Below are 25425 nucleotides of genomic sequence, written 5' to 3' on the forward strand. Positions count from 1 at the left end.
GGGCTCAGGGTAGCCAAACAACCGTAAAATCAAGGCTGCATTCATGACCATCAAACAGAAACTTCTCTGGTCGGGCGTCATCGCCCTCATCCTCGTCTTTGTGGCGAGCGCTGTCGGCATTGTCGGCATGACACGCACGCGCGATGGCGCAACAGATGTGTCGGCGGTGGCCAGCGCCTTACGCAGCCAACTAGAATCGGACCTGATGCGTGCAGCGCTCAGCGGCGATGTGCTGGCGGCCTTGCGCGAAGGGCGGGCCGGCCACAAGGACATGCAGCCCAAGCTGGAGGCCGCTGCCGCCGAACACCTCGACCGGCTGACTGCGCGCCTGCAGGAAATGGCCGGCAACAAGCAATTGCCGGCCGATATCCAGACGGAAGCCGAGACTGCGGTTGCGACACTTACGGATTACGGAGCACAGGCCAAGGCACTGGTGACGCAGAGCTTTACGGAGAACTACAAAGCCAACGATCTTCTCGCACCCTTCCTGAAGCTGTCAGATGGCATCGCCGCGCAAATGGGTGGCCTGACCGAGAAACTGGATGAGGCTGCCCGACATACGGACGCGACGGTAGAACAGGCCTATCGCGGCCAACTGTGGCTCGCGGGTGGCATCTCCGGCGCCGCTGCCCTGATATTGGGTGTCTGCCTGCTGTTGACCGCACGGTCCATTGTCAGACCGCTGGCAGAAATGCGCGGCGCGATGGCACGCCTTGCCGACGGTGAAACGGACATCGCCATTCCGGCCCTTGGGCGCACCGATGAAGTCGGCGCGATGGCGAGCGCGCTTGACGTCTTCAAGGAGAACGCCGTGAAGGCCCAAGCCTATGGCCGGCAGCAATCGGAGGATCGCGAACGGCGCGAGAAGCGCTCTGCCAACATTGAAAGCCTGTGCCGCGACTTCGACCATTTGGTGACGAGACGGCTCGAAACCGTCGTCAGCGCAGTTGCGCAAATGGAGCAGACAGCACAATCCATGTCTCAGGTCGCTGAGCAGACCGCAGCCGAAGCAACCCATGTCAGCACGACTTCGGAAACCGCGTCGGAGAGCGTAAACTCCGTCGCCGCTGCGACCGAGGAGCTTGCCGCGTCGATCAGTGAAATCGGGTCGCAAATGCTGCGCTCCCGCCAGATAGCAGGCGATGCCGCAAACCAGGCGGTCGCCACCAACGCCCAGGTTCAACAATTGGCCGACGCCGCCCAGAAGATCGGTGCCGTGGTTCAGATGATTACCGATATCGCCAGCCAGACCAACCTTCTCGCTCTCAATGCCACCATCGAAGCGGCGCGTGCTGGCGAGGCCGGCAAGGGTTTTGCCGTCGTCGCCTCCGAAGTCAAAAACCTGGCGACGCAGACCGGCAAGGCAACAGATGACATTTCGCAGCAGATCAACAGCATCCAGGGTGAAACCGAACAGGCAGTGAAGGCGATCCAGGGAATCGCCGGCACGATTGAGGAGATCAACCAGATTACGTCCGGCGTTGCCGCGGCTGTCGAACAGCAGAGCGCCGCCACGAAGGAAATTGCCCGTAGCGTCGAACAGGCGGCCAGCGGCACAAGGGACATGTCGGCAAGCATCGTTACCGTTACGAACGCAGCCGGCCAGACCGGCAATGCCGCAGGCCAGATGGTGGCATCGAGCAATGCGCTATCGAGTGAAGCCAAGGCTTTGCGTCAAGAAGTGGAGCAGTTTCTGTCGAACATTCGGGCTATGTGACCAATGCGTCGCCAGCCCTAATGAGGGCACGGATGGCGGGCCGGATCAGCCCTTCCGGTAGGTCGCTGCGACGTCGCAATAGTGTTTGGCGGAATAGGTGAAATAGGCCATTTCTTTTTCCGTCAGGAGCCGCATCATTTTGGCCGGCGAACCGGCCCACAATTCACCCTTGCGGATACGCTTGCCGGGCGTCACGAGCGCGCCCGCCGCCACCATTGCGCCGCTTTCGACATGAACGCCGTCCATAAGACAGGCCTTCATGCCGATAAACGCCCCATCCTCGACCGTGCAGGCATGCAGCAGGGCCATATGCCCCACGGTGACATCGGCCCCGATCGTCGTCTTGGTGCCTGCGGCCCCTTCCCGCTCGTGATTGACGTGAATAACGGTGCCGTCCTGGATATTGGTGCGCGCGCCAATGCGGATGCTGTTGGAATCGCCACGCAACACGCAACCGAACCAGATTGAGGCCTCCGCACCGATCTCAACGGCGCCGATCACGACAGCGGTCGAAGCAATGAAGGCATCCCCGGCAATCTGCGGTAGGATTCCCTTATAGGGCATGACAATACCGGACATGCTCAGACCCCCAGCATTAGACGAATGTTCTGAACCGCAGCTCCGGAAGCCCCCTTGCCCAGGTTGTCGAGCCGCGCCACCAATACGGCTTGTCGCTCCGCCTCATTGGCGAAAACACGCAGTTCAAGCTTGTCGGTGTCGTTGAGCGCTTCCGGCTCCAACTTCCCGGCGGCTTCGGCATCGAGCACAGAAACCAATTCCGAGCCGGCAAAATGAGCAGCAAGCGTTGCCTTGAGTTCGGCCGCCTTGGGTCGCCCTGGCAACGTATCAAGATGGAGGGGGATCGAGACCAGCATGCCCTGACGAAAATGCCCAACGGAGGGGACGAAGATCGGTCGGCGGGTGAGCTTGCCGAACGCCATCAGCTCCGGCACATGCTTGTGCGAGAGAGCGAGGCCGTAGAGTTCGAAGGCCGGCCCACCTACCCGTTCATGAGCCTCGATCATCGACTTGCCACCACCGGAATAGCCGCTGACCGCATTGATGGTGACAGGATAATCGGCCGGCATCTGGCCCGCCTCCACCAGCGGCCGCAATAGGGCGATGCCACCGGTTGGGTAGCAACCGGGATTGCTCACCTTGCGTGCCGCCGCGATTGTTGCAGCGTGGCCAGCCATCATTTCCGCAAAGCCGTAGACCCAGCCTGGCGCCACCCGGTGCGCCGTACTGGCGTCGAGGATCTTGGGCGCCCTGTCGCCGAGGGTATCGGCCAGCGCCACAGATTCCGTGGCAGCGTCATCGGGCAGGCAGAGGACTACCAGATCGACTTCGGCCATCATGGCGCGGCGCGCGTCTGGATCCTTGCGCTTGTCGCCGGTGAGGCTCTTGAGTTCGATACCCGGGACATGCAACAGGCGTTCGCGGATACCGAGACCCGTGGTGCCCGCTTCGCCGTCGATGAAGATCTTGGCTGATTTTGCCATGTGGTCCTCTTTGAATGCGGTCGGATTTTGCCCAAAGAAAAAGGGGTGCGCAATGCGCACCCCTTTTCGCCAAACCTGGCTGGTAGACGCGCTTAGCGCTTCGAGAACTGGAAGCTGCGGCGAGCCTTGGCTCGGCCGTACTTCTTACGCTCGACGGTACGGCTGTCACGGGTCAGGAAGCCCTCAGCCTTGAGCGGACCACGGAGATCCGGCTCGAAATAGGTGAGCGCCTTGCTGATGCCGTGACGGACGGCACCGGCCTGGCCCGAAAGACCACCACCGACGACGGTGACGGTGACGTCGAACTGGCCAGCGCGGTTCACGATGCCGAAGGGCTGGTTGATCATCATGCGCAGCACCGGACGGGCGAAATAGACCGTCACGTCGCGACCATTGACCGAGATCTTGCCGGTACCCGGCTTGATCCAGACGCGGGCAATGGCATCCTTGCGCTTGCCGGTCGCATAGGCGCGACCCTGGGCATCGACCTTGCGCTCATGCTTCGGCGCGGCAACCGTCTCAGCGACGACGCCACGGGCGGCCGTGCGGAGATCCTTCAGGTCGGTAATCTTCTGCGGTTCTTGCGCCATGATTACGCAATCCTCTTGTTCTTCGGGTTCATGCCAGCGACGTCGAGCGTCACAGGCGACTGGCCCTCATGCGGGTGCGCCGTGCCGGCATACACGCGGAGATTTTTCATCTGGGCACGGCCGAGCGGACCACGGGGGACCATGCGCTCGACGGCCTTGATGATGAGGCGTTCGGGGTGCTTGCTGCTGAGGATCTTGCCCCAGGCACGCTCCTTGATGCCGCCCGGATGACCGGTGTGGTAATAGAACACCTTGTCTTCCAGCTTGTTGCCGGTGACACGGACCTTCTCGGCATTGATGATGATGATGTTGTCACCGCAATCGACATGCGGCGTATAGGTGGTCTTGTGCTTGCCGCGGAGGTGGTTGGCGACGATCGACGCCAGTCGGCCAAGAACGACGCCTTCGGCATCGATCAGAACCCACTTTTTCACTACCTCGGCCGGCTTGGCGGAAAAGGTCTTCATGACACTTCACTCAAGCGTAATTGCCGTCGAAGGGACCGCCCCTTCGCTCTCGCAGCGGGTGATAATGGGTGGGCCGGAATGTGTCAACGGGAATGTTCTCGATGGTGTCAATCCACCTGAACAAATTCAATGAGTTAACGTACGGTATCCCGCTACCGTCACACAGTCATATGAACTTCTGGACTTTTTTGGCGCGCCTGTCAATTATGCTGCAAATCAATCACTTAAGGTAGGGAACGGTGCCGAAAGTGGACTTTGCGGCGCTCTCGGACGAGGTGCTGAACCAACATTTTATGCCCAGAATCGCAGTACCGGACCATGAAACATGGTTGAACAGCGATCTTGCGACCTCAGACGGGATCCGCCGGAAGCTGGCCGCAGACGGTCGCGGGCAACTCGACCGCCGCTATGGCCCCGGCCCGCGCCAGCTGCTTGATTTCTTCCCTGCTTCGAAGCCGAATGCACCGATCCTCGTCTGGATCCATGGCGGCTACTGGCGGGCGCTGTCAAAGGAACATTATACGAGCATCGCCCCCACCTTCCTCCAAGTGAGCGCAGCCGTCGTCATCATCGGCTATGACCTCTGTCCAACCGTCACCCTCGCGGAATTGCTGGCCCAAACTCGTGCGGCCCTGCATTGGGTGCGTAGCCATGCGGCGGAAATGCAGGGCGACCCTGATCGTATTGTTCTTGCCGGCAATTCAGCCGGCGCCCATATCTGTGCCATGGCATTGCAACATGACTGGTCTGGCGACGCATTCCCTCCGGAAAGCCTTCGCGCCGCCGCTTTGATCACCGGCATCTACGATCTCACCCCCGTCCAGCGTCTACCCGTACAGGCGGAAGTGAGGCTTCTGCCTGACGACATCGCCGCCCTTTCTCCGCAGATGCAGCCAATCCGCAGCAAAGCGCGCTGTCTGGTCGCCGTTGGCGCCGATGAGCCTGCAATGTGGATCGCGCAATCACGGGACTATCACGACAAACTGGTCACCGCAGGGGTCCCGAGCAATCTGATGGTTGTCCCAAATCGACACCATTTTTCGATTACCCGCGACCTCGCCGACGCTGCGACGCCGCTGGCACATGCCGTGATGGATCTGTTGAACGCATGACCGACTACACGCGGAAAAGCACGGCGATCTACGATCGTATCGGCAGCGGCTATGACCGGACCCGACGCGCGGACCCAACGCTCGCCAGCGAGATCGCCAAGCTGCTGGCGGTCACCTTCCCTGATCCGGTGCTCGATATCGGGTGCGGGACCGGCAATTACACGATTGCGGTCGCAGATAGAAACGTCGTCACGATCGGCCTCGATCAGTCGACTCTCATGTTGCGGCGGGCACGCGTCAAGGAACCACGACTCAATTGGATTGCCGGCGACGCCGAGGCCCTGCCCTTTGATAGCCAGACCTTCGCCGGCGTCTTTTGCACCATGACGCTGCACCATTTGCGCGATTTCGACGCCGTGTTTTCCGAGATCGCGCGTGTTTTAAAGCCCGGGGCGCGCTTTGTGGCTTTCACGGCCTTGCCCGAACAGGCCGAACAATTCTGGCTCAACGCCTATTTTCCCGAGCTCATGCGTCGCGCAGTCGAGCGCATGCCGGGACGCTCGCGCATTGAGGCCTCGCTCGAGAAGGCAGGACTGCGTCTCGCCGATCTCGTCCCATTCAACGTGCCGGAGCGGCCGGTCGATTTTGTTCTTTATTGCGGCAAGCACCGTCCGGAACTCTATTTTGACGCCAAGGTACGCGGCAATATCTTCGCCTTCACGGCCCTCGATCTCGCGCAGGAAGTTGGTGAGGGCCTGGCCAAGCTCGATGCCGACCTCAACAGTGGTCGCTTTGCCGAGGCAACGGCAGCCTTCAGCGACGCTCGCGGCGACTACGTGCTCTTGGTCGCCGAAAAGGCCTAAAAGGCCTCGCCAAGGGGCATGAGGCGCAAGCCTTTGCGCAGATGCCGATAGGGCAATGCGCGATTATCGACCGGATTATCCCCGGCTGCTGCGACAATCAGGATCTCCTCAGCAATCGGCTGAAAGTCCGCGCGGAAGTGCACGGAACTTTTCAAGGCAAGTATCTTAGCCTCGGTGGGCTCTACGCCCAGATGCCTCAGCATCGCCTGATCCGCCGCCTGCTGCTTGCGGCTGGTCACCACAATCCTGGACCCGCCGATACCGAGCAGAGCCATGGGTCCCAATTGCATATGGTTTCCACGGTAGAATGGGCCGGTCGCTTTGAAGCTGCCGTCGCCAAGAGCCAAGACCTTGAAGCGGCCGCGAAACTTCTCCAGTCCCGGCGAGCCGCACCAGGCGCCAATGCCGCGTTCGAACGACCCATGCAAGCCGACTTCATGGGCGATGCGCGCCGTTTCCGGATCATAGAGATTGGCGAAGACGGCGCCTTCCGCCCTCAGGCTCACCAGGGATTCCAGCAGATCGACGGAATCTGAATTGCCGCCCGCACCGGGATTGTCCTGCGTATCTGCGAGGATGATCGGTCGGGTCGATGTAACGCTCTTGGCCATCGCATATCGAACGGCTTCATCCTTCTGCCAGATCTTGCCGGCAAATTCTCTTTCGGCTGCATTTACCATGCCGATGAGGCGGTCGGCTTCGCTTTCAGCCTGTGCCGGAGTCTCGGCATAGGCCACGACAGCCGGACCGCATTCGGCGATGTCCGCGGGCGGGAACCCAAAGGCAAAGGAGGCGCTTGCCACCCTGCCCGGCCCCTCCGCCTCGGCCACCACGCGATAGAGAGAGGCGGCCGGGTTGATCAGTGTGCATTGCCAGGGCAACGGAACCAGGAAATCGGCGCGGCGCATCGCCTTGGCAAGCGGGCCATGGCGCAACAGGCGATCCATGAGTTCCGCCGACCGGGCGCCCGTCTCTGCCAGATCGACATGCGGGTAGGTGCGGCAAACCACGAGTGCCGACGCATGCCGCAGCATGCGCTGGGTGAGATTGGCATGAAGATCGAGACTGACGACGATCGGAAGATTTGGCCCGACGATTGCGCGAATCCTTTCCAGCAGCTCGCCCTCGCCATCATCGTGATGCTCGGTGACCATCGCACCGTGGAGATCGAGATAGAGCGCGTCGAGCTTCGGCAACTGGCGGATCATATGAATAAGGTCCGCAGAAATTCGTTCAAAGGCATCACGCTCGACATGAGCAGAGGGCGACGCCGAACACCACAGGAGCGGGATCAGATCGTGACCCATTGCCTTGGCCTGATCAATGAAGCCCGGCAGCGGCAGATTGATGCCGCGGAAGGTCTCAAACAATGCGTCACCGCGCGTGAGACCCGGCCACCCATCCGCCTGCTCGAAATCCTGGTAGCTTGCCCTCACTGGCGCAAATGTATTGGTCTCGTGCTGGAAGCCGCCGATTGCAATTCTAGCCATGCTTGTTGCCCGCCTCGGTCCTCTCAAGTTAGCGCCACTACCCAAGAGCATTTTGGGAAGATAATCAACACTTGGCGCAGCAAAACCTTTGTGAAATCCTCGCCCGCCATGGGGAATAGGGGATAGCGACTCGCGATGGCACAAGCACCGATTTTTATGATCGAGGATGTCGACACCGCAACGCAGCACGCGGCCACCGCTATTGCCGAAATGGCGATGCGCGAAATTTCGCCAACCCCAGGCAATTTCTGTGTCTGGTACAACTACCTCTCCGGCGCGGTACCGGAACTGCGCCGAGATCTTGACACCCTTCTATTGAGCGGCAAGACCGTTTCCTCAAGCAACATTCAGGAACTCTTCGACAAATATTTCCGCGAACCGGGTGCTGAAGAACGCCTGCAGCAGACCGGCGATGACTTGCAGCAGACTTTGGCCGAGGTCATTCGCCAGGTCGCACAGGCCGGGCTCGACGCCAATGAGTTCGGCAAGACCTTGAACAAGGCCAGCGGCTCACTTGGCGCTGGCCGCATCGATGCTCCAGCTATGAAAGACCTGGTCGGAGAACTGATCAACGCGACCAAGCTCATCGGACAGCGCAATCAGGCGCTGGAAGCGCAGCTTAAGCAGAGTTCGACCAAAATCACTGCGCTGCAATCGCGCCTTGAATCGGCACGCCGCGACGCGCTTACCGATGCGCTGACCGGCATCGGCAACCGCAAGAGCTTCGACCTCGCCATCCAATTCCGGGCCCAGCAAGCGACCGAGCAGCAGGGAGACCTCTGCCTGCTGATCATCGATATCGATCATTTCAAGAAGTTCAATGATAGCTACGGCCATCGGGTCGGCGACCAGGTTCTGAAACTTGTCGGGGCTAAATTGAAACAGGCGGTGACGGAAAACGACAGCGCCGCCCGCTACGGCGGCGAGGAGTTCGCCCTTCTGTTGCCTCAGACCAAACTGTTTGAAGCGGCCGACCGCGCCGACAAATTCCGTACCGGCCTTGGCGCCCACTCACTGAAGAACCGGACCACCGGCCAAGTCTATGGCGCGGTAACGGTTTCAATCGGCGTTTCTCGTTACCAACCGGGTGAGCCACTGGAGAGCTTCATCACACGCGCCGATCAGGCACTCTATCGTGCCAAGAACGATGGTCGCAATCGCGTAGCCACGGAAGTGTTATAGTTCAATCAGCCGATTGCCAATCTCGTTACGTCCAACGCCAATAGCTGGAAAGTGAGTGGCCAGAAGTTCTCCCAATTCGGCAATCGCGCCGCGATAACCCTCTTCCACACGCCCATGTTTCACCTTGGCAGCAAATTCATCGACAATAGCCTGCCATTTCCCGGGAGACACTTTTCCGTCGATGCCACGGTCGGCGATGATTTCGACGTGATGTTCGGCCAGGCTGACGAAGAACAGGACCGCGTTGCGCTCCTCCGTGCCAGCGAGGCCCTGCTCAAGAAATATCGCGCGGGCCAAACGCCGCGCCGCCTCCACTTTGAAATGGCCGGGGGTCAGGATGTCCCCGAGAGGCGTCAACTCCAGCAGTGCCAGAACCAACACAAAGGTGCCGAACTCGGCCAAAAGCACTTCACTCGTGCTCGACCAAGGCAGTGACAACCACACTACAATACCGACGATAAATGCGGCAGCAACGGAGATCGCCAAACCGGTTGCCCGATATTCTCCGGCCCGCTTGGCGATGACGGCGACGAGTTCCGCCCGCGAAGATTTCTCGGCTAAAGTGATTGCAGTTTCGATACGGTCGCGCATGTCATCCGTGATCACCATTTGCCGCTTGCTCCACCCCCGCCGAATGACCCACCACCACCCGAAAACCCGCCACTGGATCTGCCGAATGATCCGGAGCTGGAGCTGGAGCCAGATCCTGTGCTGTGGGCTATGTACCAGACATAGCGGTTCCGCTTCTTGTCCCATCTCCGGCGGAGACTCATGACAATGCCGATGCCAACGAAAGCCGTGACAAAGAAGATCGGAACGAGCGTGTCGAAAATCGGTGCATAATGTGCACTGCCCTCACTGAGGGTCAGTGGTGACGGTTGATAGCTCCCACCCAGAGCAGCGAGGATCGCATCCAGGCCGGCAACGACCCCAGCTTCCATGTCGCCTTGCTTGAAGTGCGGTATGATCTCGGACTGGATGATCTCGTTGGCAGTCGCATCGGGTAGGCTGCCTTCCAGACCATAACCCACTTCGATGCGCAACTCGCGATCGTTGGGTGCGATCAGGAAGACGATACCGTTATCCTTACCCTTTTGTCCGATCCCCCATCCGCGGCCCAGCATCAACCCCCAATCCTCGATCGGGCGCCCCATCAGGTCCGACAGGGTAACAATGACAATCTGGTCCGTTGTCGCTTTCTCATGCGCCTCGATCTTGGCCGCAAGCGCTGCTTCTGTGCTGGAAGACAGGATATCGGCCCGATCAACCACCCGGCCCGTCAGCGTCGGCAGCGGTGGGTCTGCGGCCAGGAGAGCGCCCGCGGGCAGCATCAGCCATAGGAGCGTGGCCAGAAGGCGACATCCGAAGTTGAACCAAGCCACGCGCATCAGCTAGTTCCCGCTGGTCGAACTGCCTGTGGTTCCGAAATCCACGGTCGGCACCTCCTGCTTGGCCGGTTCCACCTGCAACTGCTGCATGGGTTCCCGGTCAGCATAGAGGATGCTTTTCCAGACGACGCCCGGGAACGTCTTCAGCTCCGTATTGTAGACCCGAACGGCCTCGATATAGTCCTTGCGCGCCACGGCAATGCGGTTCTCGGTTCCCTCAAGCTGCGCCTGTAAGGTCTGGAAACCCTGCGTGGCTTTCAGATTTGGGTATTGCTCGGCAACGACCATCAGGCGGGAGAGCGCAGATGTCAGTGCTCCCTGATTGACTTCAAAGGCACGCATGGCCTCGGGATTGGTGAGAAGGTCGGCAGGAAGCTGCATGGATCCGACCTTGGCGCGCGCCTGAACGACGGCCTCCAGGGTCGACTTCTCGAAGTCAGCAGCACCTTTTACGGTGGCCACCAGATTGGGCACCAGATCAGCGCGCCGTTGATACTGGTTGAGCACTTGCGCCCAGGCGGCGCTGGCGCCTTCCTCCTTGCTCGGAATTGCATTGATGCTGGTAAAGCCCCACACGAGGAAGGCCGCCAGAATACCCAGGATAACAAGACCAACCATGCGCATCGGAATTCTCCTCAGATAAGGTTACGCTTTCCAATGCGGCGGTATGGTTCGCGCATAGTATGGCAAGGCTTCGATGCGGCCCAGCCAAGCCTGGATTTTGGCTGGCATAGCTGCCCGCGCAACGCCAAAGCCGGGCGCCCGTTCATCGGCTCGCTGCGCCATGCGCACATATGGATAGGCCGCATAGTCGGCAAGGCCGAGATTGCCCGCCAGGAAATCGCCGGTCAGGCAGTTTGCCAGCCGATCGAGTTCCTCCAACATCTGCTTTCTAGCCGTGGCCGATTTTTCTGGGTCACGCTCGGCAGGTGTCAGATAGACGGCCTGTTCGACCAGCTCATTGCTGGCGGCGGCAAGATAGTTGTCCGCCTCGTTCACCATGCGCCGCACGGTGGCACGCGCTTTGATGTCCTCGGGCAGCAAGGGCTTATCCGGATAACGCTCTTCGAGATATTCAATGATGGCTGACGATTCCCACAGGGCAAAGCCATCATCCAAAATCGCCGGCACTCGGCCGCGCGGGTTGATAGCCAAGAATTCCGGTGTCTTCGTGTCGTTATTGTCGAAGCTCAGGCGCTTGGCCTCGAAGGAGATTCCCTTATGTTCGAGCGCCAGCCACACTTTCCAGGCGTAAGGCGAACCGGAACCGAAATAGAAAGTCAGCGACATGCACTCGTTCCTTCAAATATCTGCAAAACATGGAAAATGGCCTTGCCATCCAGCTGTGTGAGGACACCCTTTACAGCCGTTCCGACAATCTAGGCGATTTCGACTTGTCGACGCTGGCTGACGCAAAGCATTGAGTTGCGAACAGGATAGTCGCGCATATTACCTTGGGCTATGCCTTATTTCTGCATGCACCGAAGTGCATCTGAGTGAGTTCACTGCATCAGATCACCATCTTGCCACTATCGCCCGGGCGGCCACCGGGTATGACCGCGACCATCAGGCGCTGCACGCTGCCATTTTTGCCCAAGGGCAGAATGATGGTTTCTTCCGAAAAGGAGGCCTTATCGAACGCGCCACGCTTCCGGTAGGCATAGGGTGCCTGCTCGTCAACCACCTTGTCATAAGTTGCCGCGACAAAGGCGCAGTATTCCGGCATCCCGAGCTGGTCCAGATACTTCCCCGTATAGTCCATGCCTGAGAGCGACGCCAGAATGGATCCATCCAGCCGGAACAGATAGCGTCGCGGGGCGCTTTCAACATCGACCAGTGTCAGATATCCCAGAATGAACTTGAATTCGGCGGGATCAATATCGGATGGCGCCGGCATGCCGACTTGTCCGCTCTTTGCACGCCAATACTCCAGCAGGCGCGTCAGTCGCTGATCCTGGAGCGTTTCCAGGCAGGATTCTGGTATCGAGATCATGGAATGGCCGACGCCCATTCTGACTCGGGCGTCTGTATCGCGTCCGAAAGCGGCTGCAATGGCAATTGCATCAGATAGAAAACCGATACCGGCGACATGTCGCTGACAATGAAGCTGAACTCCGCTTGCTGTCCCGGTGCCACATCGCCACCGCTGAATCCGAGCGTATCTTCAGGCTCGTCAAAGCGCTGAATGTTGGCAAAACTGCTGCGCGTATAGTTGCTGCCAATGAAGGAGTTCTGCCCAAAGCTCAAACCATCGCCATAGGGCGAATGGCGTGTCGTCACTTCTCGAAGCTCCATCTGGTAATTCTTCCAGACGCGGTTGCTCTTGTTGATGACAATCTTCTTCATCGCAAAGGCCGCAACATGTTGCGAGCCAATGCGATTGCCGAAATCACGCCCGAAATTACGAATGGTAAGAGCTACGGCACGATCACCCGTAATCTCCTCCACAACAACTATGGGGTCATCAAGCGTGCCGGTACCGCTGACCGAGACCAGATTGAACCCACCCAATTCGTCGGAGAAAACGAGGCCGCCATGAGATATCGGCGCAGCCAATCCTGTGGCTGGAAGGGCCAGCAACAAAAGAAGGAGGGCCGCTGGGCCCTGGGCTAGGCTGAAGCGCCGCATGACGCCATTATGGCGGCTCAGTGCGGTCCGGCAAGCCCCTTGCCGCCCCCTCTTTCATGTGCCCTGGCCCCGCCCAGAAAGCGGCCAGTCGCCCTGACGGTCGCTAAATGGCCGCCAAACGGACCATTGCCTGGGCGAGTTTGTCGCGGGTCTGCTCGATTTCGACGAGTCGCTGACGCTGCTCTTCCACCACTTCCGGGTCCGCCTTGGCGACGAACTGCTCGTTCCCCAGTTTGCGAGCGATTTTGTCAGCCTCGCCCGCGGCCATATCCAGGTCCTTTTTGAGCCGCGCGCGCTCCTTCTCAACATCGATGACACCAGCCAGGGGCAGCAGGATCGTCGCTTCGTCGAGCACGATTTGAGCCGCACCCTTTGGGCCTTCCCCACTCAGGAACTCGACACGGTCGATGCGCGCCAGACGCCGGATCAGGTCACCATATGCTGCGAGGCGCATTTTCGTCCGCTCATTGGCATCGCGCAGCAGAATCTGCACTTGGGCGGCCGGCGGCACGTTCATTTCGGCCCGCAAAGTGCGGATCTCGGAGACCAGGCGAATGACCCAGTCCAGGTCTGCTCCAGCCTCCTGATCCAAGGGAAGCTTCGTGAAGTCGGGCCAGGGTGCTCCGATCAACAGACTGGTGTTGGCGGCACCGAGCTGCGGCCAGAGCTCTTCGGTAATGAAGGGCATGAAAGGATGCAGCAGATGCAGCAATTGCCCCAGCACCCAGGCGGTGCAGGCCCGCGTCTCGGCCTTCAGCTTCTCATCATCGCCTTGGATGATGGGCTTGGTGAATTCCACATACCAATCGCAGAACTCGTTCCAGATGCAGCGATAGAGAGCGGCGGCCGCATCGTTGTAGCGATACTGACCCATGGCCTGATCGATGGCTTGGGCACAAGCTGCAAGTCGACCGATCATCCACCGGTTGACCGACGACGACACCTTGGCCGGATCGAACGCCGGGTCCGCCTTGCATTCATTCATCAGGCAGAAGCGGGTCGCGTTCCAGAGCTTCGTCGCGAAGTTGCGATAACCTTCGACGCGCTGCTCCGACATCTTGATGTCGCGCCCCTGCGCCGCCAATGCCGTCAGGGTGAAGCGCAGAGCATCACAACCGTACTTGTCGATGAGGTCGAGCGGATCGATGACGTTGCCCTTAGACTTCGACATCTTCTGGCCATGCTCGTCGCGCACCAGGGCGTGAATATAGACCGTGCGGAACGGGACATCCCCCATGAAATGGATGCCCATCATCATCATGCGGGCAACCCAGAAGAAGATGATGTCGAAGCCCGTGACCAGCACGTCGCCTGGATAGTAGCGGCCGAGTTCAGATGTCTTCTCCGGCCAGCCGAGGGTCGAGAACGGCCACAAGGCAGATGAGAACCAAGTATCGAGCACATCGGGGTCGCGCACCAGATCGACAGCCTTGCCGTAATGCGTCAGTGCGGCCGCCCTGGCCTCCATCTCGTCATGGGCCACGAACACCTCGCCGTCCGGGCCGAACCAGGCCGGGATCTGATGCCCCCACCACAGCTGCCGCGAGATGCACCAAGGCTGGATATTGCGCATCCATTCGAAATAGGTGTTCTCCCACTGCTTCGGCACGAAGACGGTCTTGCCCTCCTCCACCGCCTTGATGGCCGGCTGCGCCAAGGTATGAGCGTCGCAATACCATTGGTCGGTCAACCACGGCTCGATGACGACCCCGGAGCGGTCGCCGTAGGGCAGCATAAGCGTGTGATCGTCAATCTTCTCGATGAGATCGAGTGCGCTCAACTCCTCCAGCACCATTTCGCGCGCCTTGAAGCGATCGAGGCCCTGATATTTCTCGGGCACATTCTCGTTCAGCTTCGCATCGCGATCGAAGATATTGATCATCGGCAGGCTGTGGCGCTTACCGACCTCGAAATCGTTGAAATCATGGGCCGGCGTAATCTTGACGGCACCCGACCCGGTTTCCGGATCGGCGTGCTCATCGGCCACGACCGGGATGAGGCGGTCGCTGAGCGGCAACCGCAAGTTCTTACCGATCAGGTCCTGATAGCGCGAATCTTCCGCATTCACGGCGACGGCGGTATCGCCCAGCATCGTCTCAGGACGTGTCGTCGCCACGACGAGGAAACGCCCCGGCTGCCCATCTACCGGATAGCGGAGATGCCACAGCTTGCCCTTGGTTTCCTTCTGCACCACCTCAAGGTCTGAGATCGCCGTGTGCAGCTTCGGGTCCCAATTCACCAGACGCTTGTCGCGATAGATGAGGCCTTGTCGATAGAGTTCCACGAATACTTTGCGGACGGCGTTGTTGAGCCCCTCGTCCATCGTGAAACGCTCACGCGGCCAATCCGGCGAGGCGCCCAGGCGGCGCAACTGGCGGGTGATGGTGCCGCCCGACTCAGCTTTCCACTCCCAGACCTTCTCCAGGAACTTCTCGCGCCCCAAATCCGTGCGCTTGATGCCTTTTTCGCCAAGCTGACGCTCGACCACCATCTGCGTGGCGATGCCGGCATGGTCGGTGCCCGGCTGCCAGAGGGCGTCCTTGCCCTTCATGCGCTGGTAACGGATGAGAATATCTTGCAACGTAAATGTGAGCGCATGCCCCATATGCAGACTGCCCGTCACGTTGGGCGGTGGCATCATGATGGTATAGGGCGCTTTGTTGGAGGTCGCATGGGCGGCAAATGCCCCCGACTTCTCCCACGCATCGTAGTGCTTCTTCTCAACCTCGGCGGGTTGGAACGTCTTTTCCAGCATCGCTGGGACAACCTCTATATCTGACGGATTTCAATCGTTGCCGGGAGTTATAACGATCCGGGCGTCCCAGTCAAATTGGGCCAAAAAGCTGGGAAAGTCTGGGAAATAAGCCGGAAAGCGGCTCGATCAGCTCAGTTCGGCCTTGCGGGAAAGCCGTTCGACTTCACGACGTACCAAGCGCTCGACAATTTCCTGCAGATGCTCGTCGAGCCAATCCTTCAGCATAGGCTCGATCGCCTGACGCACGAGGGTCTCCACCAGGAGGCCATCAATCGATGTGGCCCGGGACTGGCCCGATTGGGGCTTGCGGGCCACGAGCTGGGCCATGGTGGCGGCACTGGCTGCGGCAACATCCGGTGATACCAACTCGCCCTCCGACGGAATGTCGGCCACGGCAATCGGTTCGACCGGCATGCCATCATCCATCTGACTATCCTGGTCGGCCGCGGGCTCCGGCTCAGGCTCAGGCTCAGGCTCTGCCGTTTCGGGCTCGGCAACGTCGAGCTCGATATCCGCGGCACTATCCTCAGGCACGGTGATGGCAGGCTCCGGCAAAGTCTCCGGTTCCGGTTCCGGCTCTGGCTCCGATGGCGGGGCCGGCGGAACGACCGGCGCAGCGGCTTGGGGCGATGCCGGTGCAGGCATCGCGACGGGGGCCGGCTCTTCCTTGAGTTCCACGACATTGCTGTCGCCGACGACCATATCGGTCAGAACCAAGGCATCGTCGTCCTCGGGCTCTTCCGTGGCATGACCATTGACGGCCGGTGCCGCAGGTTCTTCCTTCGGCTCGCCGTCTTCGGAGATGATACGCCGAATGGAGGCAAGGATTTCCTCCATCGACGGTTCTTGATTGCCCTTGGCGTCCGACATTCACCAATCCCTGACCGGGTCACTCTTGCCCGGCGCTGCAGTTTCGATTGCTTGCAAGCAATCGTCGTGCCGAACCGAGTCGCCCCCAGCGATGTCGGCTATCGTAACGTCTTTATTGGTATTTCTCAAGAAATGGGAAAGCGCCGCGCAGGTTCCACTAGATATGGCCCGACAAAGCCCCTCAAGGCGGCCTCGCGCGGGCCTACCTTCTATTCCACCGACGGCCCGGTGCCGATGAACTTGTTGCGAACGGCATCATAATGCTCCTGGGGGTTATAGACTCCCACATTGAGCGCCAGGTCCGTCGCGGTCAGTCGGCCAACAGCAGCCAGTACCTGATAGCGGGCGACCACCAGATTGGTCTGGGCCTGAACCAAGCTTACCTTGGCGTTGAGCGCTTCCAGTTCGGCGTCCAGCACGTCGAGCACGGTACGGGCGCCAACCTGCTGCTCCTGCTTCACGCCATCCAGTGCGACTTCGGTGGCACGGACCTGTTCCTTGAAGGAATCGATCTGCGCCAGAGCCGTCTCATAGGTCTGCCAGGCATCGACAGCCGTCTGCTCACCGGCACGGATGGCCTCGTCGATCTGTCTGCGGGTCTGTTGGTAAAGTTGCTTGGATTGGCGAACCCGCGCATCGGGGGCGCCAGCCTGATAGAGGGGCACGCGCAGCACGCCGAGGATCTGGCCCACATCGTTCGACTGATCTTCCGAGCTCTGTTCCTCGCTCCGCGTCCAGGACCCTTCGATCGACACCGTCGGCAGCAGTTCGGAGAACGCGACGTCGATGTCGTCCTTGGCCGCTTCCGATGCGAACTTTGCCGCAACGACCGTCGGTGTGTTGATCGACTGCGCCACGGCCTCATCCTTGCTGGCCGGCAAGTCGAATTTCGGCTCCGGCATCTGCAGGTCGGTCGGCTCTTCGCCGATGACCTGGCGATAGACGGCGATCGATGCCGTCAGATTGCCTTCCGCAGCGATGCGATCCGCGATGGCGCCCTGCAGGCGTGATTCCGCCTGGGCAACGTCGGTGCGGGTAACTTCGCCGGCATCGAAGCGATCGCGCGTGGCTTGCAGCTGCTGACCGATCACATTTTCGTTGTTCCGATTGAGTTCGAGCACGGCGCGGTCACGTACGACCTGCATGTAGGCCTGTACCGCCTGAAAAAGGACCTGCTGCTCGGTATTCGTAAGATTGGCTCGACCGGAGAGCACGCGCTTTTCCGCGGCGGAGGTCGACGACACCGTTTCGAAGCCGCTGAAAACCGGCTGCGAGACGGTGACTCCGAATTCGCGCGATTCCAGGTTCTGATCCAACAGCAATGGCGTGTTCTGTTCGATCCAGGTCTTGCCGCCTTGAACCTGGCCGACGACGGTCGGGCGCCAGCCGCTCAGCGCTTCCGGGACGCGCTCGTCAACAGCGCGCAATTGCGCACGGGCTGCTTCGAGGGTTGGATTACCGGCATAGGCCTGCGCCAGCGCTTCATTGAGATCGACCGCCAACGCCGGCGTCGCGAAAGCCCCACACAGCATGACTGCGAACATAGCCGTTGCCGTATTTCCGAGATATCGCCGCTGCATGATCGTCAACCGTCCCTTCTTACCGAAGTGTCTTGATTTCGTGATGTACTCAATAACGCGCCATGGTGGGCTCGATTTCGCGCGCCCAGGCATCGATACCGCCAGCCAGATTGACGGCATTGTCGAAGCCGTTCTGCCGAAGCCACAGCGTAGCATGGAAGCTGCGCATACCGTGATGACAGATCATGACCATTGGCCTCTCGGCCGACAATTCTCTGCTGCGCTGCTGCAACTCACCCAATGGAATGGCGCGGCTGTCGGCAATGCGACAGATCTCGACTTCCCAGGGTTCACGCACATCGACCAAGTCGATCGCCGTGCCAGCCGCGATAAGATCGCGCAGCTTTTTGACGTCTATCTGTGCGCCGTCGCCGTCCGCCATCTGGATGTCAGAATGCGAAGGAAGGAGCGCGCTCGAAGCCCGGCAGCAGCGGCGTGTTGGCATCAAACAGGATGCGCGTGGCCGCGGCACCAGCATCCGCGCGCGTCATCAATACTGCACGGCCGACCGAAGCTTCGCTGTCGCGCAGAACCGTTACCAGCTTGCCACCCTGCTTTAACTGCTCGATCAGGCGTGCCGGCACTTCTGCGACCGCACCCTCAAGCAAGATCCCATTGAAAGGGCCGCTTTGCGCATGTCCATCCTTCAGCGCGCCCGTAACGACATTGACGGTCAGGCGGTCCCTTAGGCCGGCCAACGCTGCACGAGCCGTCTCAGCGAGTGCTGCATCGCTTTCCAGCGCGGTGACACTGGCGCCCAGCCGCCCCAGCAGGGCCGCTGTGTAGCCGCCGGCTGCACCGACCACGAGCACCTTGTCGCCCGGCTGCACATACAGCGTCTGGATCAGGCGCGCCTGCACCATCGGCTCCATCAGATGGCGCCCATTGCCGATCGGCAGATCGTCGTCGATATAGGCGCGCGACTGCAGTCCAGGCGCGACGAAGCGCTCACGCGGTAAATCGCTCAGCGCTTCGACCAGCCGTTCATCCGTCACCTTGTTGGTGCGAATCTGGCCATCGACCATGAAGCGCCGCGCCGCTGCGTAATCCTTCGCGGCCAAATTCATCGTTGCTGCCGTCGCCATCTGCTACCCCTGCATCCCTGAGACCGAAACCGACCAAGCCAGCCGAACGTCGGTCGCCGACACGCGATTCCAGCGTGCCGGCCACATGGTCGGTTTATAGCCGCATTGCCGCATTGCGACAAGCAGAGCCACCGCATCCCACCCATTAACCTTTTTGGCGTGGGTGACGAATCCTTGCGTCAAAACAGGTAGATGGGGGGCGCACTTTTACCGATCCCGAGGCTTTGCACACCCTTGACCCTGCCCCACTCCAGGCTCTATACGTGCGCTCGCCTTTCGGCGCGGCTCGGCCCGCACCCGCAGGCCCGGTGGCAGAGTGGCCATGCAGAGGACTGCAAATCCTCGTACGTCGGTTCGATTCCGGCCCGGGCCTCCAACCTTCCTCAAAGGCCTCAAATCCTCATCCAGCATGTCCGTGCGGGCGAAATGGGTCCGCTGTGGACCCCGTTTTACCCCGTTTTCGGAGTGGTTTCGGCGCGCCAAACCACGCAACAAAAAACCCCGCAGCCTCTGCTGCGGGGTTCTTCGTAGAGATACCCGAGGGTATCGATTGATTACTCGGCGTAAGAGACCTCGTCCGGGGTCGCTTCAACCGGCATCTGCGCACCGACATACTGCACCAGCTCGCCCTGAGCGGCGATGATACGGTAGTTGGCGAAGGTTTCGAGTTCGCGCGCCGAGATCAGATCGTCCTTGGAAAGGAACAGATCGTTGGCGGCATCGAGCAGATCGAGCAGGCCGCGCTGGCCGATGTCGAACTGCTGCTGGTAGACGTCCTTCGTCTGCTGGTTGGCATCGACCTGCTTCTCGAGGTTGGCGATGCTTTCCTGCTGGGTCTGACGATCGGCCCAGGAGACACGGACGTCTTCTTCGACGACACGCTCTTGCTGGCGGAGCTGTTCCAACTGCTCGTTGATATGCTCCTTGAACTCCTTCGAGCGGGCGATATCCGCGCCGCCGCGATAGAGGTTGTACTGGATGTTGACCAGTGCAGCCGCGTTGTAGGTGTTGTCTTCGCGGCCGTTGGCATGCTGGCTGGTGTTGCCGGTCAGCTGCAATTCGACCTGCGGCCAGAACACCGACTGTTCGATGTCGAGATCCGATTCCGCAACCTGGATGTCATGCTTCTCGAGCAGGACCTTCGGGTTGACCTGCAGACCGCGGGCGACCGACTGCTCCACATCCGCCGGGATCGGCAGATCGGAACCGGTTTCGACCGGCTGCAGATCCGTGGCCGGCTGACCGATCACGCGCTGGAATTCGGCCTGCGAGTTGCGCAGGTCGCCCTGGATCTGAATGAGGCTCGAGCGAGCCGTGGCAAGACGGGCTTCGGCCTGACGGACGTCGGCGATGTTGCCGCCGCCGAGTTCGGCACGCTTCTGCACCAGACCGAGGATTTCCTCGTGGGCGCGAACGTTTTCTTCGGCATTGGTCACGCGCTCGGTGTGACGCAGCACGTCGAGATAGACGCGCGCCGCTTCCAGACCCTGCACCTGGGCTTCATCCTGGATGCGCTCGGCCTGCGACTTGATGCGGCCGATCTGCTTTTCAACTTCGCTGTCGATACGACCACCGTCGAAAATCGGCTGCTGCAGGCTGATCTGGGCGTTCTGCGTGAACAGGACGCGGCCGTGATCATGCGGCCCCTGGTTCAGCGTCGCGTCCGGATGGTCCACGCCGCCGTTTTCCGAGAATTCCGGGCCGGCGTTGAATTCGGCATCGATCTGCGGGAGATACGCACCGCGCGCCTGGCGCAATTCATGGTCGATCGACCGGCGATTCTTGACCTGCTCGCCAACGGTCGGGTTGGTCGTCACAACAAGCTGGATCGCTTCCTTGAGCGACATGGCTTGCGCGCCGTTCACGCCAACGCCGAAGGTCGTACCGACAACGGCGCCCAGCAGCAGCGCTTTCGTGATGCGCGTCCGCGTAACTTCAATCATGCTCGCTACCCCCAAAGCTGATCCCGGTCAGACTTGATTCTGTCGATTCGACACCGGGAAGACAACAAGTTTACCTGTTAATCATATTTTAAGGCAATTCCACTCGAAGCTTTTACCTGATTTAGCCAATTGATGCAGCAACTTTTTCTTACCTTTCCGTTAGCGCTTGCTCGCGTGCTTTCAGGATCGGCTTCAGCAAATACTCTAGGACTGTTTTCTTGCCGGTCAGGATGTCGACCGAGGCTGTCATGCCCGGAATGATCGGCAGATCCTGGCCTTCCTTGCCGATCAACGAGTTCTTTTCAGTACGCAACCGCACGCGGAAATACAACTCTTTCTTCTCATTCTCGATGGCGTCGGCGCTGATATCCTCCACCGTGCCGTCGAGGCCGCCATAGATCGAAAAGTCATAGGCCGTGATCTTGATCTTGGCCGGCTGGCCGGGGGCGATAAAACCGCGGTCCTGGGGACGGATGTTCGCCTCGATGAGAAGATTGTCCTCGATCGGGACAATTTCCATAATGTCCTGCGCCGGCTGGATAACGCCGCCGATAGTGCGAATCTTGATGTCCTTGACCGTCCCCTTGACCGGCGAAAGGACCTCGGTCCGGCGCACCTTGGCGCCGGCATCCTTCATCGATTCCTGAACCGTCGACAGATCGGTCTGGTGCTTGGCGATTTCCTGGGCCGCCTGGGCGCGGTAGGTTTGCACCGCCTCGGCCATCTTGGATTGCGCCGCCTGCAGGGCCGCGAGGGCCGCCGGACGCTCAGCCTGGGCGTTTTCGATATCGGCCTGGAACTGCTGCACCTGCTGCTGGCCTTCCAGCACCTCGTTTTCGCCGGCACCGCCGGCGGCGCGCAGCTTGATGAGGTTGTCGAGGCGCTTCTGCGCCGTACCGATCAGGCTGCGGGCCGATTTGATCTTGGTATCGATGGCGCGCACTTCCTGTTGGCGCTGCGCGACTTCGTCGTTGAGGGTCGCCTGCTGCGAGCGGAGCTGCATCTGCCGGACGGTGAACTGGCCCTTCTCGGCTGCAACCTTCTCGGGATATTTTGCCACCAGATCGGCCGGGAATTTGATGTCGTCGACCGATTTCGTGCCGTCGATCTCCGCCTGCAGGCGGGTGATGGCGGCCTGGGCGATGTAATAACGCTGGGTCAGCTCGGCGAGGCTTGCGACCGCCGTGTCGTTGCGGATGATCAGGATCGGTTCGCCCTTCTCCACCGTCTGGCCGTCACGCACCTTCATTTCTTCCAGAATGCCGCCGTCGAGGCTCTGGATGACCTGGGTCTGGCTCGATGGCACGACCTTGGCTTCGCCGCGCGTGATCACGTCCAGCACGGCATAGTTCGACCAGACGACAAAAACCACGGCGATAATGAGAATCGCCAGCAGCAGGAAATGACCGAACATCCGGGTACCTTCCTTCTCGGAAGCAGCCGGATCGATCCACAGGTCCTTATTGGTAATCGACATATGCGTCAGCCTTCATTGGCGCGGATGCGCCCCTTCATGAGCGCGTCAAGCACGCCCGCTTTCGGTCCGTCGGCGACGACCTTGCCGCGGTCGAGCACGATCAGGCGATCGACCAGCGACAGCATCGAATTGCGATGCGTCACCAGCAACATGGTCTTGCCGCTGCTGATTTCGCCGAGCCGCGCCTTGAAGGCGTTCTCGGTCGAATTGTCCATCGAGCTGGTCGGCTCGTCGAGCAGCAGGATCGGCGGATTGAGCAGCATGGCGCGGGCGACCGCCACCGACTGGCGCTGGCCGCCGGAGAGATAGCGCCCGTTTTCACCGACCGGCATGTCGTAGCCGGATGGGTGCTGGCGGACGAACTGGTCGACGCCGGCCAGGGTCGCGGCGCGAATGACCGAGTCTTCGTCGACATAGGGCGCGCCGAAGGTGATGTTGTCCTTGACCGAGCCGAAGAAAAGATGCGGGTCCTGCAGCACGCAGCCGACACTCTGCCTGAGATCGGTCGGATCGAGCTGGCGGATATCCACGCCGTCGATCAGCACGGCGCCCTCGGTCGGCTCGAACAGCCCCAGCACCAGACGCTCGATCGTGGTCTTGCCCGAGCCGATGCGGCCGACGATGCCGACTCGCTCGCCCGGCTGGATGCGGAACGAGACACCGTCGAGGGCCGGCACCTGGGCATTGGGATATTTGAACTGGACGTTGCGGAACTCGATGGCGCCTTCGATGATCGGGCGGCGCAGGAAGACCTTGCCATGCGGCCGCTCGATGGGCAGCGCCATCATGCGGTTGAGGCCCTGCAGCGAGGTCCAGGATTGATGGAAGCGCACGATGAGGCCGGCGATCTGGCCCAGGGGCGCCATGGCGCGGCTGGTCAGCATCGAGGCGGCAACCATCGCGCCGGTGGTGAGCGCCGGGCTGTTCGAGGCCGGGTCATGGGTAAAGATCATGTAGCAGGCGACCATGATGACGCCGGCGAAAGCGAGATTCGACGACATCATCACGAAATTGACCGCGATGGTCGACCAGAAGCGCGAGGTCTTGGCCGATTCCGAGGACGCGGCCACGTAACCGTCCCAGTCGCGCTGCAGCTGGCCTTCGGCCGAGCTCGCCTTGATCATGTCGAGGCCGTTGATGGCTTCGACCAGGGTGGCGTGCTTCTGGGCGCTTTCGCGATAGGAGCGTTCGACGGCGCGCTTCATCGGGAACTGCACCAGGATGCTGACCGCGATGACGATCGGGATCAGCACGGCCGGCACGATTGCCACCTCGCCCGCGATCACCCAGACGATGATCAGGAAGATGAAGACGAAGGGCAGATCGATGATGGCCGAGAGCGTCGCCGAGGTGAAGAAGTCGCGCAAGGATTCATAGGATTGGATGTTGCTGGCAAAGGCGCCGGCCGATTGCGGCCCGGACGCCATGCGCATCGACAGCATCTGCTGGAACAGGGCCGACGAGACCTTGCGGTCGAGCGATTTGCCGGCCATGTCGAGGAAATAGGCGCGCAAGGTGCGCAGGACGAAATCGAAGACGAAGACCAGCAGCACGCCGGCCGCCAGCATCAGCAGCGTTTCCTCGGCCTTGTTGGGAACGACGCGGTCATAGACCTGCATCGAGAAGAGCGAGGTACCGATGGTGAAGAGATTGACCAGCAGCGCCGCGACGATGACTTCAAGATAGACCGGCGTGTAGCGCATAACGTTGGCCCAGAACCAGTTGCGGCCCTTGGCCTCGGTCATGTCCGAGCTGCGATTGTCGAGGCGGATCTTGGGGCGCACCACCAGCATCTGCCCCGTATAGAGCTCGGCCAGCGTGCTGATCGGCATGGAATGCGAGCCGTCCATCGTGTCCGGCGTCGCCACTTCGACCTTGCCGTCGCGCGGTGCCGACAGCAGCACGCAGGCCTTGCGGTCCTTGAGCAGCAGGACCGCCGGCAGGGTCATCGCATCGATCTTGTCGAGCTTCTTGCGAACCTTGTGGGCGGCGAGACCGATGCGGTCGGCCGCGCGCAGGAACAGGTCCGGCGTCAGCCCCTCTTCCGAAATCGGCAGCCCGTGCGAGATGGCCGCGGGCGAGCGCGGGTTGGAAAAGATGCGGGTCATGATGACCAGGCAAGAAAGCAGCGGATCTTCGCGCATCGCCGGGCCGGAATATTCCGCCGGCGGACCCGCCGGTGTGGTCGCGGCGACCGGGTTCGGATTGAGCTTCATGCCGGCCGGCAAGGCGCCGGGCGGGATGGCCCCGGCTGGAGTACCGCCTGCTGGTACACCGCTGGGCGGGGTCGGCCCCTTGGCACCGCCGCCACCGGCTTGCGCTGCAGGCTGGGTCGGCGCTGCGGCTGCTTGTGTTCCCGCTGCGGTTGAATGTCCTGTAGCAGCGCTGGTCACACCCGCCCCTGGTTGAGGTGCCGCGGCTGCCGGTGCCGGCTTCACACCCGGAGATGCCGTTGCGCTGGAAGTTTGGGCGGCGGGGGCGCCGGGCTGGCCGGCGGTGGGGCTCGATGACATCAGCTGAAGTCCAATTCTTTCAGACCGTTCGGCGCGCCTTTTACCATATTTTTGGCGGCGCGTAAGGCGGTGCTATGTGACCCAGGGCACGTATCGGGTAAAAAAGAACTGAGGCCACACCAGGGCGTATCAAAGCGTGTTGCGCCGCACCAAAGCGAGCATTTCCGCCATCGCCGACACCCGGCCAAGCCACAGCCCCTCCCCTGCCCGTAAACGCGCTGGTTCAAGAGCTTAGGCCGATTTGGTTAACTGGAGGTTTCAGGGCCGGTGACAACTGGCCGAATCCGAGCGGCCAAAAATAAAGGGGCGGCCCGAAGACCGCC

General features: G+C 60.7%; 23 protein-coding genes and 1 tRNA gene. 5 read left to right on the forward strand and 19 right to left on the reverse strand.

What is annotated here, in order from left to right; translation table 11 throughout:
* The first annotated feature begins 43 nt into the window (after window positions 1-43).
* Window positions 44-1717: a methyl-accepting chemotaxis protein gene (locus ACE3OA_RS18445; RefSeq protein ID WP_374313455.1), complete on the forward strand. Its 1674-nt coding sequence runs from the start codon at window positions 44-46 to the stop codon at window positions 1715-1717.
* 45 nt (window positions 1718-1762) lie between these two features.
* Here ACE3OA_RS18445 and ACE3OA_RS18450 read toward each other — a convergent pair whose 3' ends face one another.
* The 4 genes from ACE3OA_RS18450 to rplM form a co-directional block, all read right to left on the reverse strand.
* Window positions 1763-2296 (reverse strand): gamma carbonic anhydrase family protein, encoded by a 534-nt coding sequence (locus ACE3OA_RS18450; protein ID WP_374313457.1) that lies wholly within the window; start codon window positions 2294-2296, stop codon window positions 1763-1765.
* 2 nt (window positions 2297-2298) lie between these two features.
* The gene (gene argC, locus ACE3OA_RS18455; RefSeq protein WP_374313459.1) at window positions 2299-3219 is read right to left on the reverse strand and encodes an N-acetyl-gamma-glutamyl-phosphate reductase; all 921 of its coding nucleotides are present in this window, start codon (window positions 3217-3219) and stop codon (window positions 2299-2301) included.
* A gap of 92 nt (window positions 3220-3311) precedes the next feature.
* The gene (gene rpsI / locus ACE3OA_RS18460) at window positions 3312-3809 is read right to left on the reverse strand and encodes a 30S ribosomal protein S9 (protein ID WP_374313461.1); all 498 of its coding nucleotides are present in this window, start codon (window positions 3807-3809) and stop codon (window positions 3312-3314) included.
* A 2-nt stretch (window positions 3810-3811) separates the two neighbouring features.
* Window positions 3812-4276, reverse strand: a complete 465-nt coding sequence (rplM, locus tag ACE3OA_RS18465) for a 50S ribosomal protein L13 (protein ID WP_374313463.1) — start codon at window positions 4274-4276, stop codon at window positions 3812-3814.
* 239 nt (window positions 4277-4515) lie between these two features.
* Between rplM and ACE3OA_RS18470 the strand changes: the two genes are divergently transcribed.
* Together ACE3OA_RS18470 and ACE3OA_RS18475 are read left to right on the forward strand one after the other, a co-directional pair.
* Window positions 4516-5388, forward strand: a complete 873-nt coding sequence (locus ACE3OA_RS18470) for an alpha/beta hydrolase (protein ID WP_374313465.1) — start codon at window positions 4516-4518, stop codon at window positions 5386-5388.
* Window positions 5385-6191, forward strand: a complete 807-nt coding sequence (locus ACE3OA_RS18475; protein WP_374313467.1) for a class I SAM-dependent methyltransferase — start codon at window positions 5385-5387, stop codon at window positions 6189-6191. The genes ACE3OA_RS18470 and ACE3OA_RS18475 overlap by 4 nt, the downstream gene beginning before the upstream one ends.
* On the opposite strand, the gene ACE3OA_RS18480 is transcribed toward ACE3OA_RS18475, so the two are convergent.
* Window positions 6188-7681 carry a M81 family metallopeptidase gene (locus ACE3OA_RS18480; protein ID WP_374313469.1) on the reverse strand — a complete coding sequence of 498 codons (1494 nt, stop codon included), beginning with the start codon at window positions 7679-7681 and terminating at the stop codon, window positions 6188-6190. The genes ACE3OA_RS18475 and ACE3OA_RS18480 overlap by 4 nt on opposite strands.
* Before the next feature lie 135 nt (window positions 7682-7816).
* Here ACE3OA_RS18480 and ACE3OA_RS18485 point away from each other — a divergent pair, with 135 nt between their 5' ends.
* Window positions 7817-8863, forward strand: a complete 1047-nt coding sequence (locus tag ACE3OA_RS18485; protein WP_374313471.1) for a GGDEF domain-containing protein — start codon at window positions 7817-7819, stop codon at window positions 8861-8863.
* Here the strand turns inward: ACE3OA_RS18485 and ACE3OA_RS18490 are convergent.
* From ACE3OA_RS18490 to ACE3OA_RS18540, 11 genes are all read right to left on the reverse strand, one after another.
* On the reverse strand, window positions 8858-9472 hold the full coding sequence (locus ACE3OA_RS18490; protein WP_374313474.1) for a TPM domain-containing protein: 615 nt from the start codon (window positions 9470-9472) through the stop codon (window positions 8858-8860). The genes ACE3OA_RS18485 and ACE3OA_RS18490 overlap by 6 nt on opposite strands.
* Window positions 9466-10251, reverse strand: coding sequence for a YgcG family protein (locus tag ACE3OA_RS18495; protein WP_374313476.1), 786 nt, complete (start codon window positions 10249-10251; stop codon window positions 9466-9468). Before ACE3OA_RS18495 ends, ACE3OA_RS18490 begins: the two co-directional genes overlap by 7 nt.
* 3 nt (window positions 10252-10254) lie before the next feature.
* A complete protein-coding gene (locus ACE3OA_RS18500) occupies window positions 10255-10875 on the reverse strand; it encodes a LemA family protein (RefSeq protein WP_374313478.1) in 621 nt (206 codons plus the stop codon).
* Window positions 10876-10896: 21 nt separating this feature from the next.
* Window positions 10897-11541, reverse strand: coding sequence for a glutathione S-transferase family protein (locus tag ACE3OA_RS18505; protein ID WP_374313480.1), 645 nt, complete (start codon window positions 11539-11541; stop codon window positions 10897-10899).
* A gap of 220 nt (window positions 11542-11761) precedes the next feature.
* The gene (locus ACE3OA_RS18510; protein ID WP_374313482.1) at window positions 11762-12244 is read right to left on the reverse strand and encodes a PAS domain-containing protein; all 483 of its coding nucleotides are present in this window, start codon (window positions 12242-12244) and stop codon (window positions 11762-11764) included.
* Window positions 12241-12879, reverse strand: a complete 639-nt coding sequence (locus ACE3OA_RS18515) for a hypothetical protein (protein WP_374313484.1) — start codon at window positions 12877-12879, stop codon at window positions 12241-12243. Before ACE3OA_RS18515 ends, ACE3OA_RS18510 begins: the two co-directional genes overlap by 4 nt.
* A gap of 103 nt (window positions 12880-12982) precedes the next feature.
* Complete coding sequence (locus ACE3OA_RS18520; protein WP_374313486.1) at window positions 12983-15634, reverse strand: valine--tRNA ligase; 2652 nt, start codon at window positions 15632-15634, stop codon at window positions 12983-12985.
* Window positions 15635-15760: 126 nt separating this feature from the next.
* Window positions 15761-16504: a DUF2497 domain-containing protein gene (locus tag ACE3OA_RS18525; RefSeq protein WP_374313488.1), complete on the reverse strand. Its 744-nt coding sequence runs from the start codon at window positions 16502-16504 to the stop codon at window positions 15761-15763.
* Window positions 16505-16713: 209 nt separating this feature from the next.
* Window positions 16714-18048 carry a TolC family outer membrane protein gene (locus tag ACE3OA_RS18530; RefSeq protein WP_374313490.1) on the reverse strand — a complete coding sequence of 445 codons (1335 nt, stop codon included), beginning with the start codon at window positions 18046-18048 and terminating at the stop codon, window positions 16714-16716.
* Window positions 18049-18133: 85 nt separating this feature from the next.
* Complete coding sequence (locus tag ACE3OA_RS18535) at window positions 18134-18466, reverse strand: rhodanese-like domain-containing protein (protein ID WP_374313492.1); 333 nt, start codon at window positions 18464-18466, stop codon at window positions 18134-18136.
* 7 nt (window positions 18467-18473) lie between these two features.
* Window positions 18474-19169 carry a protein-L-isoaspartate O-methyltransferase gene (locus tag ACE3OA_RS18540; protein WP_374313494.1) on the reverse strand — a complete coding sequence of 232 codons (696 nt, stop codon included), beginning with the start codon at window positions 19167-19169 and terminating at the stop codon, window positions 18474-18476.
* A 302-nt stretch (window positions 19170-19471) separates the two neighbouring features.
* On the opposite strand from ACE3OA_RS18540, the gene ACE3OA_RS18545 reads away from it, so the two are divergent.
* A tRNA-Cys gene (locus tag ACE3OA_RS18545) sits at window positions 19472-19545 on the forward strand.
* Between the two features lie 178 nt (window positions 19546-19723).
* Here the strand turns inward: ACE3OA_RS18545 and ACE3OA_RS18550 are convergent.
* The 3 genes from ACE3OA_RS18550 to ACE3OA_RS18560 form a co-directional block, all read right to left on the reverse strand.
* A complete protein-coding gene (locus tag ACE3OA_RS18550; protein WP_374313496.1) occupies window positions 19724-21112 on the reverse strand; it encodes a TolC family outer membrane protein in 1389 nt (462 codons plus the stop codon).
* A 148-nt stretch (window positions 21113-21260) separates the two neighbouring features.
* Window positions 21261-22589, reverse strand: coding sequence for an HlyD family type I secretion periplasmic adaptor subunit (locus tag ACE3OA_RS18555; protein ID WP_374313499.1), 1329 nt, complete (start codon window positions 22587-22589; stop codon window positions 21261-21263).
* A gap of 5 nt (window positions 22590-22594) precedes the next feature.
* Window positions 22595-25102 (reverse strand): type I secretion system permease/ATPase, encoded by a 2508-nt coding sequence (locus ACE3OA_RS18560; RefSeq protein ID WP_374313501.1) that lies wholly within the window; start codon window positions 25100-25102, stop codon window positions 22595-22597.
* Between the last annotated feature and the right edge of the window lie 323 nt (window positions 25103-25425).

It is taken from the genome of Dongia sp., assembly GCF_041906375.1.
GTDB lineage: Bacteria > Pseudomonadota > Alphaproteobacteria > Dongiales > Dongiaceae > Dongia.

Bases quoted from the DNA above. Each gene is read 5' to 3' on its own strand.
- ACE3OA_RS18500 (WP_374313478.1), bottom strand. From the start codon at position 10,875: ATGCGCATGGTTGGTCTTGTTATCCTGGGTATTCTGGCGGCCTTCCTC.
- ACE3OA_RS18505 (WP_374313480.1), bottom strand. From the start codon at position 11,541: ATGTCGCTGACTTTCTATTTCGGTTCCGGTTCGCCTTACGCCTGGAAA.
- ACE3OA_RS18530 (WP_374313490.1), bottom strand. From the start codon at position 18,048: ATGTTCGCAGTCATGCTGTGTGGGGCTTTCGCGACGCCGGCGTTGGCG.
- ACE3OA_RS18510 (WP_374313482.1), bottom strand. From the start codon at position 12,244: ATGATCTCGATACCAGAATCCTGCCTGGAAACGCTCCAGGATCAGCGA.
- ACE3OA_RS18535 (WP_374313492.1), bottom strand. From the start codon at position 18,466: ATGGCGGACGGCGACGGCGCACAGATAGACGTCAAAAAGCTGCGCGAT.
- argC (WP_374313459.1), bottom strand. From the start codon at position 3,219: ATGGCAAAATCAGCCAAGATCTTCATCGACGGCGAAGCGGGCACCACG.
- rplM (WP_374313463.1), bottom strand. From the start codon at position 4,276: ATGAAGACCTTTTCCGCCAAGCCGGCCGAGGTAGTGAAAAAGTGGGTT.
- ACE3OA_RS18450 (WP_374313457.1), bottom strand. From the start codon at position 2,296: ATGTCCGGTATTGTCATGCCCTATAAGGGAATCCTACCGCAGATTGCC.
- ACE3OA_RS18485 (WP_374313471.1), top strand. From the start codon at position 7,817: ATGGCACAAGCACCGATTTTTATGATCGAGGATGTCGACACCGCAACG.
- ACE3OA_RS18480 (WP_374313469.1), bottom strand. From the start codon at position 7,681: ATGGCTAGAATTGCAATCGGCGGCTTCCAGCACGAGACCAATACATTT.
- ACE3OA_RS18520 (WP_374313486.1), bottom strand. From the start codon at position 15,634: ATGCTGGAAAAGACGTTCCAACCCGCCGAGGTTGAGAAGAAGCACTAC.
- ACE3OA_RS18555 (WP_374313499.1), bottom strand. From the start codon at position 22,589: ATGTCGATTACCAATAAGGACCTGTGGATCGATCCGGCTGCTTCCGAG.
- ACE3OA_RS18515 (WP_374313484.1), bottom strand. From the start codon at position 12,879: ATGCGGCGCTTCAGCCTAGCCCAGGGCCCAGCGGCCCTCCTTCTTTTG.
- ACE3OA_RS18540 (WP_374313494.1), bottom strand. From the start codon at position 19,169: ATGGCGACGGCAGCAACGATGAATTTGGCCGCGAAGGATTACGCAGCG.
- ACE3OA_RS18475 (WP_374313467.1), top strand. From the start codon at position 5,385: ATGACCGACTACACGCGGAAAAGCACGGCGATCTACGATCGTATCGGC.
- ACE3OA_RS18550 (WP_374313496.1), bottom strand. From the start codon at position 21,112: ATGATTGAAGTTACGCGGACGCGCATCACGAAAGCGCTGCTGCTGGGC.
- ACE3OA_RS18445 (WP_374313455.1), top strand. From the start codon at position 44: ATGACCATCAAACAGAAACTTCTCTGGTCGGGCGTCATCGCCCTCATC.
- ACE3OA_RS18525 (WP_374313488.1), bottom strand. From the start codon at position 16,504: ATGTCGGACGCCAAGGGCAATCAAGAACCGTCGATGGAGGAAATCCTT.
- ACE3OA_RS18495 (WP_374313476.1), bottom strand. From the start codon at position 10,251: ATGCGCGTGGCTTGGTTCAACTTCGGATGTCGCCTTCTGGCCACGCTC.
- ACE3OA_RS18490 (WP_374313474.1), bottom strand. From the start codon at position 9,472: ATGGTGATCACGGATGACATGCGCGACCGTATCGAAACTGCAATCACT.
- rpsI (WP_374313461.1), bottom strand. From the start codon at position 3,809: ATGGCGCAAGAACCGCAGAAGATTACCGACCTGAAGGATCTCCGCACG.
- ACE3OA_RS18560 (WP_374313501.1), bottom strand. From the start codon at position 25,102: ATGTCATCGAGCCCCACCGCCGGCCAGCCCGGCGCCCCCGCCGCCCAA.